Origin of the sequence: Luteibacter sp. UNCMF366Tsu5.1, assembly GCF_900119235.1 — a bacterium.
GTDB classification, from domain to species: domain Bacteria; phylum Pseudomonadota; class Gammaproteobacteria; order Xanthomonadales; family Rhodanobacteraceae; genus Luteibacter; species Luteibacter flocculans.
This window is the reverse complement of the sequence record NZ_FPIS01000001.1, coordinates 742,642-755,538: the sequence shown is the minus strand read 5'-3', so window position 1 is coordinate 755,538 and position 12,897 is coordinate 742,642. Positions and strand designations below refer to the sequence as shown.

At 64.8% G+C, this 12,897-nt stretch carries 14 protein-coding genes; 3 read left to right on the top strand and 11 right to left on the bottom strand.

Features of this window, described 5'->3' with window-relative positions:
- Positions 1-19 precede the first annotated feature (19 nt).
- The 3 genes from BT115_RS18350 to BT115_RS03240 are packed head-to-tail and all read right to left on the bottom strand — an operon-like array spanning position 20 to position 2,565.
- Positions 20-133, bottom strand: a complete 114-nt coding sequence (locus BT115_RS18350; RefSeq protein ID WP_072321095.1) for a DUF2474 family protein — start codon at positions 131-133, stop codon at positions 20-22.
- Positions 133-1,140: a cytochrome d ubiquinol oxidase subunit II gene (gene cydB / locus BT115_RS03245; RefSeq protein ID WP_072321094.1), complete on the bottom strand. Its 1,008-nt coding sequence runs from the start codon at positions 1,138-1,140 to the stop codon at positions 133-135. Before cydB ends, BT115_RS18350 begins: the two co-directional genes overlap by 1 nt.
- A 6-nt stretch (positions 1,141-1,146) precedes the next feature.
- Positions 1,147-2,565 carry a cytochrome ubiquinol oxidase subunit I gene (locus BT115_RS03240; RefSeq protein WP_072321093.1) on the bottom strand — a complete coding sequence of 473 codons (1,419 nt, stop codon included), beginning with the start codon at positions 2,563-2,565 and terminating at the stop codon, positions 1,147-1,149.
- A gap of 204 nt (positions 2,566-2,769) precedes the next feature.
- Here BT115_RS03240 and BT115_RS03235 point away from each other — a divergent pair, with 204 nt between their 5' ends.
- The 3 genes from BT115_RS03235 to comJ all read left to right on the top strand — a co-directional run bounded on the left by BT115_RS03235 (position 2,770) and on the right by comJ (position 5,318).
- Complete coding sequence (locus tag BT115_RS03235; protein ID WP_218184709.1) at positions 2,770-3,924, top strand: calcium:proton antiporter; 1,155 nt, start codon at positions 2,770-2,772, stop codon at positions 3,922-3,924.
- Between the two features lie 75 nt (positions 3,925-3,999).
- Positions 4,000-4,758: a COG4705 family protein gene (locus BT115_RS03230; RefSeq protein ID WP_072321091.1), complete on the top strand. Its 759-nt coding sequence runs from the start codon at positions 4,000-4,002 to the stop codon at positions 4,756-4,758.
- 98 nt (positions 4,759-4,856) lie between these two features.
- On the top strand, positions 4,857-5,318 hold the full coding sequence (gene comJ / locus BT115_RS03225; protein ID WP_072321090.1) for a competence protein ComJ: 462 nt from the start codon (positions 4,857-4,859) through the stop codon (positions 5,316-5,318).
- On the opposite strand, the gene BT115_RS03220 is transcribed toward comJ, so the two are convergent.
- The 8 genes from BT115_RS03220 to BT115_RS03185 form a co-directional block, all read right to left on the bottom strand.
- Positions 5,315-5,986 carry a YoaK family protein gene (locus BT115_RS03220; protein WP_072322227.1) on the bottom strand — a complete coding sequence of 224 codons (672 nt, stop codon included), beginning with the start codon at positions 5,984-5,986 and terminating at the stop codon, positions 5,315-5,317. The two genes, comJ and BT115_RS03220, sit on opposite strands and share 4 nt — an antisense overlap.
- Positions 5,987-6,109: 123 nt before the next feature.
- Positions 6,110-7,417 (bottom strand): carbohydrate-binding protein, encoded by a 1,308-nt coding sequence (locus tag BT115_RS03215; protein ID WP_072321089.1) that lies wholly within the window; start codon positions 7,415-7,417, stop codon positions 6,110-6,112.
- A gap of 467 nt (positions 7,418-7,884) precedes the next feature.
- Entirely contained in the window at positions 7,885-8,697 is an 813-nt protein-coding gene (locus tag BT115_RS03210) for a CHAD domain-containing protein (RefSeq protein WP_177257363.1), read from the bottom strand.
- 49 nt (positions 8,698-8,746) lie between these two features.
- Complete coding sequence (locus BT115_RS03205) at positions 8,747-9,112, bottom strand: hypothetical protein (RefSeq protein WP_072321087.1); 366 nt, start codon at positions 9,110-9,112, stop codon at positions 8,747-8,749.
- 111 nt (positions 9,113-9,223) lie between these two features.
- Positions 9,224-9,970 (bottom strand): 2OG-Fe dioxygenase family protein, encoded by a 747-nt coding sequence (locus BT115_RS03200; protein WP_072322226.1) that lies wholly within the window; start codon positions 9,968-9,970, stop codon positions 9,224-9,226.
- 61 nt (positions 9,971-10,031) lie between these two features.
- Positions 10,032-10,457 (bottom strand): low affinity iron permease family protein, encoded by a 426-nt coding sequence (locus tag BT115_RS03195; RefSeq protein WP_072321086.1) that lies wholly within the window; start codon positions 10,455-10,457, stop codon positions 10,032-10,034.
- 142 nt (positions 10,458-10,599) lie between these two features.
- Positions 10,600-10,890 carry a hypothetical protein gene (locus BT115_RS03190; RefSeq protein WP_072321085.1) on the bottom strand — a complete coding sequence of 97 codons (291 nt, stop codon included), beginning with the start codon at positions 10,888-10,890 and terminating at the stop codon, positions 10,600-10,602.
- Between the two features lie 166 nt (positions 10,891-11,056).
- On the bottom strand, positions 11,057-12,787 hold the full coding sequence (locus tag BT115_RS03185) for a L,D-transpeptidase family protein (protein ID WP_072321084.1): 1,731 nt from the start codon (positions 12,785-12,787) through the stop codon (positions 11,057-11,059).
- Positions 12,788-12,897 lie beyond the last annotated feature (110 nt).

Here is a 12,897-nt window from a genome sequence, read left to right as displayed (position 1 = left end):
AGCCGGGCGATGGGTCGTGTCAGCGCGGTATCAGCAGGCGGAAGAAGGCGGCGACGAGACCCACGGCAACGACGCCTCCCAGGTAGAGAAGCACGAACCAGCCTGCCTGACGCCAGCGTGCGCGCGCGGCCATCAGTGGTACCCGGGATCGTCGTGCCGCACCTTGCCACGGAACACCCAGTAGGCCATGGCGGTGTAGACGAGGATGATGGGGATGACGATGGCGGCCCCCACCAGCGTGAACAACTGGCTGGATCGTGGCGCCGACGCGCTCCAGATGTCCAGCGACGGCGGCACGATGTTAGGGAAGATGCTGATGATGAGGCCACTGTAACCGAGGAACAGGATCGCAAGCGTCAGCAGGAAGGGCGCGCGATCCGAGCCGCGGCGCAGGCACACGAGGATGCCCACAAGGCATGCGATCACCAGCACCGGTACGGGAAGAAAGTAGAAAAGGTTTGGCAGCGAGAACCAGCGCGCGGCAACAGCCGACTGGCCGAGGATCGTCCACACGCTGACGATGCCCACGGTGGCGCCCAGCACCCAGGTGAGCGGACGCATCAGCACGCCCATGCGCCGCCGCAGCTCGCCCTCGGTCTTCATCAGCAGCCAGCCGCAGCCGAGCGTGGCATAGGTCACGAGCAGGCCGAGCCCGGTGAACAGGTTGAACGGCGTGAACCAGTCGAACGCGCCGCCGACGAACTTGCCGTCACGAATGGGAATACCTTGCAGCAAGGTACCCAGGATGACGCCCTGGGCGAAGGTGGCGACGCCGGAGCCAGCGATGAACGCGAGATCCCACAGGTGCTGTGTGCGTCGTGCCTTCGCGCGCACTTCGAACGCCACCCCGCGGAAGATCAGGCCGCACAGCATGGCGATGATGGGCAGATACGTCGCGGGCAGCAGCGTTGCATAGGCCACGGGAAACACGGCGTACAGCGAAGCGCCGCCGAGCACCATCCAGGTCTCGTTGCCATCCCACACGGGTGCCACCGTGTTGAGCATGACCTGACGTTCGCCCTCGCGATCGAAGAAGGGAAAGATCAGGCCGATGCCGAGGTCGAAGCCGTCCAGCATGACGTAGAGGAAGACGCCGAAGCCGATGATGGCCGCCCAGATGATTGGCAGGTCGATATGCATGGCGGATCACTCGTCGATGGGATCGGTGGGCCGCGAAAGCGGACGATGGTCGAACCGTTCCTTGCCGCGCCCCGTATCGGGCGCCTCGGCATCGGCTTCGTCGCGAGGCAGGTCGGGACCCTTCGCCATGAGCTTCAGCATGTAGTAGATGCCCGTGCCGAAGACGAGGAAGTACACCATCACGAAGATCATGAGTGAGGTGCCGACCTGTTGCTCCGTGAGCGCGGACACGGCATCGCGCGTGCGCAGCACGCCATAGACGACCCACGGCTGGCGCCCCGCCTCGGTGGTGATCCAGCCGGCAAGGAGCGCGATGAGCCCGGACGGCCCCATGACCAGTGCGAAACGTTGCAACCAGCGCGCGTTGTAGAGCCGATCGTGGCGACGCAGCGCCAATGCGGAAAGCGCGAGCAGCAGCATGAGCAGGCCCATGCCCACCATGATGCGGAAGCTCCAGAACACGATGGTGGAATTCGGGCGGTCCTCGGGTGCGAAGGACTTCAGTCCGCGCACCTCGCCGTTCCAGCTATGGGTCAGGATCAGGCTGCCGAGATGTGGCACTTTCACCGCATAACGTGTGGTTTCCGCCGCCATGTCGGGCCATCCGACGAGGTTAAGCGACGTGCCGCCTTGTTCCGTTTCCCACAGGCCTTCGATCGCGGCGATCTTTGCCGGCTGGTATTCACGCGTGTTGATGCCGTGCGCGTCGCCCACGGCGATCTGGACGGGCACCACGACCAGCAGCATCCACAAGGCCATGGAGAACGATTTGCGAATGCCCGCATCCTTGCGCCCCCGCAGCAGATGCCAGGCAGCGCAGGCGCCGACCAGGGTCGCTGTAACGATGAAGGCCGCCAGGGCCATGTGCATGAGGCGATAGGGAAATGACGGATTGAAGATGATCTTCATCCAGTCTTCGGGAACGATACGGCCGTCGACGAGCGCATAACCCTGCGGCGTGTGCATCCAGCTGTTCGACGACAAGATCCAGAACGTCGAGATAAGCGTGCCGGTCGCGACCATCAACGTGGCAAAGAAATGCGCTCTCGGTCCCACCTTGGTCCAACCGAACAACATGATGCCGAGGAAGCCGGCTTCCAGAAAGAACGCCGTAAGTACCTCGAAGGTCAGCAACGGGCCTGTCACGGCGCCCGCCACCGTGGAGAAACCCGACCAGTTCGTGCCGAACTGGTAGCTCATGACCACGCCGGAAACCACGCCCATGGCGAAGCCGACCGCGAAGACCTTGGACCAGAAGAAGAACAGTTCCTTGTAGACGATCTTTCCCGTCTTCAGCCACAGGCCTTCGAGGACGGCGAGATAGCTCGCCAGGCCGATGCTGATGGCGGGAAAGATGATGTGAAAGGACACGGTGAAGGCAAATTGCCAACGCGCCAGCAGGAGGGCTGTCTCGGATACGTTCATGGGAATCTCCGTCTGGTTTCGCAGTCTAGGGTGTGCCGTCAACCGCGCATGCGCCCGCGTCGTTTTGGCGCGCGGACGATTGTCGCAGGGCAGGTAACCCACCTGACTTGCAGCGTCTTGCTGCGACGGGGGCGGTTCGTACCCTGCCGGCCGTGTGCTCAATGCTAGGATCGACCGGTCCACACCGGGATCGTGGAGACAGACGTGGAGACATCACCCGTTTCGATCGACGCGCCACGCAAGCGACCTTCCCGGCGTTGGCGCCAGATGCTGCGCGAGGAGCGCTTTCTGGTCGTCAGTCTTGGCACCTGCGTGATCTTCATGCTGGCGCCTGAGAGCCTGCTGCCCGCGGCGCCGTCCATACTCTGGCTCGCGATCGTTTTCGCATGGCTGTTCCTCGTGATTCTGGGGTCCGCGGTCTCGGTGGTGCGTCATGCCGAGCATCTGGCGCATTACCTGGGCGAGCCACGCGGCACGCTGGTCCTCACGCTCGCCGTGACGTCCATCGAGATCATGAGCATCGCCGCCGTGATGCTGCACGGGGCGAACAACCCGACGCTGGCACGCGACACCTTGTTCTCGGTGGCCATGATCGTGTTGAACGGCATGGTTGGCGTGGCGCTCTTGCTGGGTGGCCTCAGGCACCGCGAGCAGAGCTACAACCTGCAAGGCGCGAACGCGTACCTCGGTCTCATCATTCCGTTGGGCGTACTCGGCATGGTGCTCCCCACTTTCGATCAAGATGCCGTCGACGCGACCCTGCGCGTGTCGCACCAGTGGTTTCTTGCCGTTTCGGCGTTGCTTCTCTACGCCGTCTTTCTGGTGCTGCAGACTCGCGGGCTGCGCGGCTACTTCGTTTCGGGGAAGACGGCGTTACACGATGATTTGCCGGAGCGCACCGCAGGCCATGGACCCCGCGTGGCAGCGTGTTTTCTCGTGGCGTACCTGATTCCCGTGGTGTTCCTCGTCGACAAGCTCGCGGTGCCGGTCGATTACGTGGTGGAAACGCTGGGCGCGCCAGCGCTGCTGGGCGGACTGGCGATGGCCGTGCTGGTGGCGATGCCGGAGGGCATGGGGGCCATCCGGGCAGCCAACCGCAACGAGTTGCAGCGTGCCGTGAACGTGCTGCTCGGTTCGGTACTCTCCACGATCGGCCTGACGATTCCCGCCGTCCTCATCATCAGTTGGGTGACCGATCATCCAGTGACGCTGGGCATCGGCGGTTCCGACCTTGTGCTCTTCCTGCTGACCATGGTGCTGTCCATCATGACGTTCACCAGCCCGCGCACGCATCTGTTGCAGGGCGCGGTGCACCTGCTGGTCTTTGCCTATTTCGTGTTTCTGATCTTCGCGCCCTGAGGCGCCGTACGGGCGCCAAGGCTGCGCTAAGGAACGGCGCCTACACTCGGCCGTAACTCGGGACCGGATCGCGGCATGCAGGTTTCTCGACCCCCTGGCGCCGGCAAGGTGCCGCAAATTACCGCCTTGTTCTGGGTGCTCAAGGTCGCGGCGACCACGCTCGGCGAAACGGGCGGCGATGCGGTGAGCATGTCGCTGGGCTGGGGCTATGCGTGGGGCTGTGCGTTCTTTGGCGCGATGTGCCTCGTTGCGCTCGTGGCGCAGATATCGGCCCAGGCGTTCAATCCCTGGCGTTACTGGTTCGCCATTGTCGCGACGACCACGGTCGGTACGACGCTCGCCGACATGGTCGACCGTTCGCTGGGGCTAGGTTATCTGGGCGGTAGTCTGTCGCTGCTCAGCCTGCTGGTGTTGACGATGGTCCTCTGGCAACGCTCCACCGGCAAGATATCGGTGGAGCGGGTTGCCTCGCCTCGTGCCGAGATCTTCTACTGGACGACCATCATGCTTTCGCAGACGCTAGGTACAGCGCTAGGCGATTGGACGTCCGACGACGGTGGCCTGGGCTATTTCGGCAGCGCCATGCTTTTCGGCGGCGCGCTGGCGCTCGTTGCGGTTCTCTATGCGATCACTTCGATCTCCCGCACCGCATTGTTCTGGAGCGCGTTTGTCCTGACCCGGCCGCTCGGCGCCGCGTTCGGCGATTTCCTCGACAAGCCGATCGACGATGGCGGGCTGGCGGTGAGTCGTTACACGGCGACAGCCGTGCTTCTCGTCGTCATGGCGGCATGCCTGACTCTGTTCCCTCAGCGTGCTGTCCGAACTCACGGCTGAGGATCGTCCGTTTCATCCGGTTTACGCCGAAAGTGCGGTCGGAGCGCCGCATTGGCCCGCGTATGATCGCCCCGGGTTCCCAAGGAGATGAAGGGCCGGTGGAAAAGATACTCAAGGACGTCCGCCTCACGGGACGTGAGGTCACCGTATGTTGGGCGGCGATTCCTTCGCCGTACGTGGTCTGGAATGAACGGCAGCTTGGGCAGGGGTTCGCCTGGCGACCGGGAGCCGTGTCGTTCCGTACCTTGGAAGACGATGGCCCCCATGACATACGGATCTATCGAGTCCGTGGCGAGCCGCCTTTGCCGCCGCGGGCGGTACGGGTCATCGAGGTGCCATTCCTGTTGCCGGTGGCCAACGGCATCGAAGTCGGTGGCCGGCTCGATACGCGGATGCTCGGGTGGCTGGCCGGAAGCTACCTGCTGCGCGTGGCGTTCTTCAACGCGCCGCGTTTGGAGTTTGCCTTCATGAAAGACGCGGAACCGCGGTTTGCCATTCCAGTGGCCGATGCGGGGATCGCGCGGCGTACGGATTTCGACCTGAGCGGCATACCCGCTTAGATCGACGATGGCGCAAGCGGGTCAAGACGCCGGCCGGTCGTGACCGCCATGGCGAAGACCACCGCGGCAGGAAGCCACAGCGCGCGACTCGTCCAGGCATCGGCGAGCGCGGCACCGGCGATGCCTCCGGCAATGAACGTGCCGATGACGACGACGCAGAGGCGAGCCCGTCGGCCGTCATAGGTGGCCCCACGCAGACGCTGACCGAGGGCGATACCAAGATCGGTGAACATGCCGGTCACGTGCGAGGTGCGCAATACGGCGCCGGTGACCAGTGAACTGGCACCATTCTGCAGTCCGATCGCCAGCGCGCAGAGGCACGTGCCGACCGTGGGCCATCCGTCGAGCACGTGGGCCGCCACGACAAGCAGTGCGCCTTCCATCGTCAGCATCGCAACGCAGGCACGCCCGCGCGCCCAGCGCGCCGAGCGGATCGTCCACGCACTTGCCATGCAGCCGAGCGTGAAGAAACACATGATCGCCGCGGCATGCAGCAGCAAGGCCACGTTGCCGGTGCCGATGCCGATGGCACCTTCGGTAGATATGCCGGTGAGGTGGGTGACGCCGCCATGGTGCAAGGCAAGCAGTGCGATGGCATTCGTGGCGCCTGCGGCGAAGGGCAGGGCGGCAGCCCAGCTCCAGACCCAGCGCGGGAAGGGAGGAATCATCGGCATCGAAGGTGTGCGGAAGGGCCTTAGTTTCGCACGAACCGCACGCGTTCCCGCACTCCGGCAGCGAAGCCGGACCAACGCGTATCGCGGAGGCGATGGCCCCCGCGATACGCCGGAGCATCACCGCCCCAGGTCGCTCAGGAAACGCTTGGTGTATTGCAGCACGCTCGTGCTCGGCACGGAGTTGCACGTGGGCGACGCAAACCCGCCGGAGCAGGGCGTGTCACGGTCGAGCGACCAGAAGTGCAAGCCCGCCAGCTTGTTGGTCGCTGCGTAATTGACCACGGTGTCTACGTCGCTGACGGTGAAGGTTTCGCTCGCGACGTCGTTGAGGCCGATCATCGGCGTGATTTCGATCTTGCTGAGTGGAATGCCATAGGTGTGCTGCAGGTTCTTTACGGCCTGGATCGCCGACTGGCCCATATCGCAGCTACCGTTCTTCACCACGCAGATGCCGGGCCCCGCCGCACCGTAGTCCATGGTCATGAGATTGATGGTGTAGTTCTTCAGCCCCGACGCCTTGACCGCGCGAACGACGGCATCGCCGGTGGCGTTGACGCCGCCATAGCTTCCGTCTGACGCCGCGAGCGTGGCGAGCGTGAAAGAGAAGCGCAGGTTCGGATACACACTCTCGGCATAGACCGCGTTGCTGACCAGCGCGTTGAGCTGTGCCGGCGTCTGTCCGCTCTCGATGTCGAAGTCCACGCCGACCATGTGCGGTGTCATATAGGTGGAAAGAAACTTGGCCATGCCGGTGGCGCTGCTGCAGGTGAATACGCCGGCCTGGCCGCCCGTGGACACGACGTAGTTGATCCCGGCGCTGTTGAGGCGCTGGATGTTGGCGCTCGCGAAAGCGGACGCGGGCACACCGCCCCAGTTCTCGCTGCCGCACTCGCCGGACGCGAATGCCAAGGTGATCGCACCAAGGTTGGGTACCTGCGTAGAGACGAGGCTGCCACTGCCCACGACGGGCAAGCGCGTGCCGGTCACCATCGTCGACATGATGTTCGTATTCCAGTCGAGATTGATGGTGATGTCCTTGTACGGACTGAAGAGCAGATCGCCAGCGGCCGGTGGCGGATTGTTCGGCGGCGGGTTGTCGGGTGGCGGATTGTCCGGTGGGGTACTGCCGCCGCTGCACGCGCCCTGCGAGGTCCAGGGCTGGCCCGAGCCGCTTCCGCCGTTATGGGTCGCGGGATCGTCGCCCTGCGTCCACCAATTGGCGAGATAGTTCACGCCATTCTCGCTGGCGACGTTGCCGCCGGTGTAGACGGTGCCCGCACTCCAGGCGGCCGCGCAGGCGGTGGCGGCGTGCGCAGCGCGAAGCGGCACGGCGGAGGAAAGGGCGAGGGCGATGGCCACGCCGAGCGTGCCGGTACAGCTGCCGGCCCACACGCGGGACGGCATGGCGAGTGACTTCATGAACATGGAGCGCCTCCGGATCGAAGTGAAAGGAAGGGGCTCGCGAAAGCCGCGGTCGTGCCGTGCCCTCCGTTCCCCTGGTCGCATCCGTGCGGTACCACCTACTGCGAAAGCGGACCCGGTTTAGTACTGAAATGACAACGTTGTCTATCTGCCTTGTCGCGAAGTGTGACGGCCGCCGTGAAGCGTGTTTAACGAGCCGTGATGCGCTGCGGCGGGTGTGTCAGGACATGGGATGTGTTTTGCGCTGGTGGGGCATCCTTGGCGTTTGACGCGATGCATCAGCCGAGAGCTTGGAAGAATTGTCCATCGACTGTCCTCAATGACAACGACGGTCATTCGGGCGTGTGACGGAGCAACGGCGGCCCGATCCGGCTTGCCGATTACGCGCCTTCGCGCCGTGCAGGGATACGCGCGTCTCACGGCCGTTCCTTGGCCGGGTTGGCGCTCGGACGTTCATCGCGCGCCGTCTCTCAAACGGTGTCGCGCGGCTTCTGTCGTTCGTTGTCGATTTCCTCGATCAGCGGCGCGACGGTGTCCGGTTCGCCCAGGGCCCGCAAGGTCTTGCGAAGTTCGCGCAGGTCCTGGGTCGCCCCGAGCGTATCGGAAAGCTTCGATAGGGCGCGGTGCGTGGCCTTATGCAGGTGGGGGTCGCGCCCTCCCTGCGTCCCGAGCGCCTTGGATGCCTTGTGCCGCAGTTCCAGTTGCATGCGCAGTCGGCGCACACGGCGCCGCCAGCGATGGGTGTTCTCCGGGGAGGGCTTGGCTGAGGCCCGTTTTTGCGCCTTGGCGACGCGTCGCTCCGAATGCGCCAACGCCTGTTCCACTGCGCGCTCGTCGACCCGGTCCCACGGTAGTGCTTCGACCTTGGTCGCGAGCTCCCGAAGCTGCCGGCGGCGAGCAAGGAATCGGGGATCGTCGTTCAGCACTTCTGCAAGGCGACCCTCGCAGCGATGTTCCAGCAGATCGATGGCGCGAGCCCACGACGGTGACGGCGCTGCGCCGGCGAGTTTTCGCGCCATGGTCGTGGCGACGTAGGCGTCGCGCAGCGGTGACAGGCTCTCGGCAAGTCGGGTCAACACCGCTTCGATCGCAGGCAATTCTGCTTTGAAAGGTGCCTCGCCGAGACGCAGGAGGCTCTTCAGCCGGCGAAGGGATTTGCGCGCCTCATGGACACCCCGGTGCCGTTGCTTCGCATCGGCCAGCGACCGATCCGCCTTGCGGCATTCCTTGAGGGCAAACGCGGCGAGTACGGCACCGATGGAGGTAGCGGTGGGCTTGGCCATGCGCATTAGATAGCAGGCCGGTGCCAGGTGCTATCCGGCCCGGCAGGTATCAGCTGGCGGAGCCGTCGTCCCCTGGTTCGGCTGTCTTGCGTCGGCGACGCGGCTTGGGTTCGCTTGCCGCAATCAGGGCCTGGAGATAGGCGATGCCTTCCTCCTTGGGGAACCAGGCCACCACATCGGCCACGGTCAGCCCATGGCGCAGTCGCAGCGCCTCGAACTCGGCACGGGCCGCGGCCAATGGATCGACCTTGGGCGGGCGACCGCGGCGCTTCGGCGGTGCGGGTGAGGGCGCCGGTGCTGGCGCCGGCGTGGGAGCGGCCTGGGGCACGGCGGGCTCGTCCTTGGCGGCCTTGCGGTCCAGGGCAGCAAGCTCCTCCTGGAACTGTTTGAAGTCGTATTTGCCGGACGAGTTCATCGCGATACTTGGACCAGTGGAACGGCCATTGTGCCACGCCATGCCCGTCTTCGCCGTGAGAAACAGGGACAGATGCCCTCGTTTCGCACGGCGACGGCCGCAAGCGGGCCATCAGTGGTCTGCGCTGTCCGTGCCGCGGAAAGTGACTACCAGAACATCGCGATGCGACGCCTTGCCGGCGTCCAACGGTGTCACCGGGGTAACGCCGTGGAAGACCCTCGGGTCGTGAATGAGGGCGGCATCGAGCGGCTGGGACAGGGTGAACTCGCCGAGGGCGCGGCCGTCCGGGTCGTGGATCGTGGTGGTGCCGCTGGCGATGTTCTCCCGGTCTACGAGCAGTACCAGCACGTAGTCGACACCATCGCGGTGGCTGCCTTCGGGCGTGGGCTCCCCAGGCGCACCGGCCGTGGCCTCGATGCGGAACTGATGCACCTCGATGTGCCACTGGTGAACGTCCGGCGAAAGAGCGCCAAAGAAGTCGCGGCAGAAGTCGAGTACGGCACGCAGGGTCGGGCTTTGCGCGATCTCGGGCAGCACGGGCTCGAACCAGCGTTCGATGTCGCCCTGGAGCGTGTTGTATGCAAGTGTCTGGAAGTGCGCCTGATGCGGCTGCTGCTCGACGGGACCAAAGGCAGTGGCGGCAAACGTGGCGTAGCGTCGACGCCGGGACCGGCCCGTGGCGGCGAGGTAGGTATCGGGTTCCAGCGCATTCCAACTGGCGGCAAACGCATCCCAATCGGACAGCGGGGTGAGCCGTTCCACCAGGCGGCGCATCTCGGCACCATGCACGAAGGCGAAACCCTCGTCCCGTACCTGATCGTGGAGGGTCGTTTCGGTCGCTTCGAGGGGGGTGTTCATGGGCGAAGTATACGTCCGCAGGATGCGCGAACGGCGCGGCAAAGCGTCTCGGTGCGAGCGCTCAGTCCCCCTCCGCCTCGCGTTCGGGCGAGTCTTCGCACCCCAGTTTCTTGCGAGCTGCCGCGGCGCGACGCGTGTAGTGCGCGCGGATGGCGTCGAGGGTCTTTTCGTCCAGCTCTTCCAGGTCCAGCAGGGCGGCATTGGCGCCCTGAAGCGCATTGATCAGCTCATCGAGCTTGATTTGCATGGCCTCGGTGTCGCGGTTCTGCGTGTTCTGGATCAGAAACACCATGAGGAAGGTGACGATCGAGGTGCCCGTGTTGATCACCAGTTGCCAGGTGTCGCCGAATCCGAACGCGGGACCGCTCGCGGCCCAGACGATCACGACGCCGACGACAACGGCAAACGTGGCCGGTTTGCCGGCTGCCTTGGCGACCGCCATCGCCACGCGGGTGAAGACGCTTTGCTGCTTGGTTGAGCTCGCCATCGTTGCCTCCGAGGTTGCCTGGCACGCGCGGCCGGCGCGCCGCATCGCGGTCAGCGTGTGGCCCCGACCGTGAAGCACGAGCGAAGACGGGAGGCGTGTCGCGACGAACCGTGGATGCGAACGTCGCGACCCTGTGGCGGCGTTACGCGCGCGCCCTGAACGGTTTGAACGGCGTGTGAGGCTTGACGGGTGCGGGCTTCTTGCTCTCGATGTTATGAACTCGGATGTTGTCCAGCGCCTCGGCAATATCCGAATCGCGCTTGAGCCGCTTGCCGTCACGCGCTGGCATCAGTGCGTCGTACAAGCGCTCGCACAGCCGTTTCATGGCGTCGGTGAGCTTGTTGCGCTCGGTCTGCTCGGCAGGAGTCAGCTTTCTCTGGCCTTTTGCCTGTGTCACGGGAGGCCGAACGAACTTGCCGAAGCGCGGGCTCATCGGCAGGGAAGGCGGACGGCGGTGTCCGGTGCCGACGGGGGAATGAGACGGGCGAAGTGAGGTGTGAATCATCGGGCGGCTCCTGGAAGGGTCCGGGAGTTATGCCCGGACGACCTTCGCGCCGAAGCCGGTCACCGCCGACCGTTGCGGTCGGCGGTTCGCCTTGTCAGGGCACGCGCAGGGGCTGAGGTTTGTCGAGGGCCGCCAGCAAGGCGCCGTCGCGATCGTAGACGTCGGGCTTGTACGCGAGCTTGCCGTCGTCGCCGATGTCCACCGTCCAGTAAGCGATGAGCACGGGCACCGCCGTGGGCAGCGTCACGTTCTGTGTCGTCTTGGCATCGATCCGCTGGTCGATCGCCTGACGATTCCATTTCTGTGCGTCGTTGAACAGCAGCTCCACGAGTTCGAGAGGGTGTTCGACGCGGATGCAGCCGGAACTCGTGTCGCGCTTGGCTTTTTCGAACAGATCCCTATGGGGCGTGTCGTGCAGGTAGACCGAGAACGGATTGGGGAAGCGAATGACCACCTGACCCAGCGAGTTACCCGGGCCGGCGTCCTGCCGCAGCGTGATGCCACGAGGATTGGACCAGTCGACGCTTGCCGGCGATAAGGTGTTGCCGCTGCTGTCCAGCACGCGAATACGGTTGTCGGCGAGATAGCCGCGATTCTTGCGGATCTTGGGCAGCACATCGTTCTTGAGGATGGTCGGCGGTACCGTCCAGGTGGGATTGAAGGTGACGTAGGTGATCTGCGAGCGAAAGATCGGTGTGCTGCGATAAGGCTTGCCGACCTGCACACGGGATTGCCACACGCGTTTTCCGTCGCGGTAGTAGCTGATCTTGTAGCCCGCGACGTCGACGACGACAAAGGTGCCCTGCAGGGAACGCAGCAGCCAACGGGCCCGTTCGAGGTTGACGCGTACCTGCCCGATGCGGGCCTGCACAGGCACGTTGAGCGCCGCGAGTGTGCCGGCGCCGACGTTGCCGTCGGCATCCAGATACTGATCGACCTGGAAGCGTTTCACCGCGTCGGCCAGCGGGCTGTCGTACAGCTCGCCATGCGCCAGTGTCGGATCGAGATAGCCGCCTGCGACGAGGCGCGCACGAAGTGCCTCTACCCGGGCGTCCTTCATTCCCGCCTTCAAGGTCGGACCGTCGGGAACGGAAGGCCAGCCGCCCGCCGCGGCGGTGGCGCGCAGTTGCGCCAGCGCGTCGCGCAACTTGGCATAAAGCGGGTTCTGCGGTCGCGCCATGGCGAACGCCTGATCGACGCTGCGCTCCTCGATCGACGTCTGCAGCATGGCCATGCCTTGTTGTGGGTCGATCGCCGTAGGGTCGAAGTTCCAGGTGGGGTCGAGCCGCACCGGGTCGACCTTGCCTCGCACGAGCTGCACCAGGGCCGTGATGTAGGACGCCGTGGCGGCTACGTCGAACTCGGCGCGCTGCGCCGGCGTGGTGTCGGGGCGTTGCAGTCCATCTGCTGCCGCCCGCAGTTCGGAGAGGTGGTAGTCCTCGGGCAACAGCCCGTCGTTTTCTACCGATGCCAGTCCGGCGAGCAGTTGCCGCACATTCGTCTCGTCCGACCACGCCGACAGGTAATGACGCTGGGCGTAGAAGTCGGCAATGGACTTTCCGAGGGCGGCGTCCTGGCGGGCGATCGGCCCGCCATCCAGCGGCGCCATCTGTTGCAGCCGGCCGTAGATGGCCTGGGCTACCGGATCGTCGGTGGATGGGGGCACGGCGGCGCTGGCAGCGACGGCCGGTTCGCTCGCCACAATGGGCGGCGGGGAGGCGGCCGAGGCATCGCTGCCAGGGATGGCCGTCTGGGCCAGGGCTGCCTGGGCAACTGCCCAGCCGACGGCGGCAACAAGAGCCCGCAGGCGGTTCTCCATAGGCATGATCTATCGATTCCTTGTCTGAGTAGCCAATGGACGCATCTTTTCATGAATCCAAAGGGCAAGGGTGTGACGATAATGTGGTCAATAAATGATCAGCACGTTAGGATGCC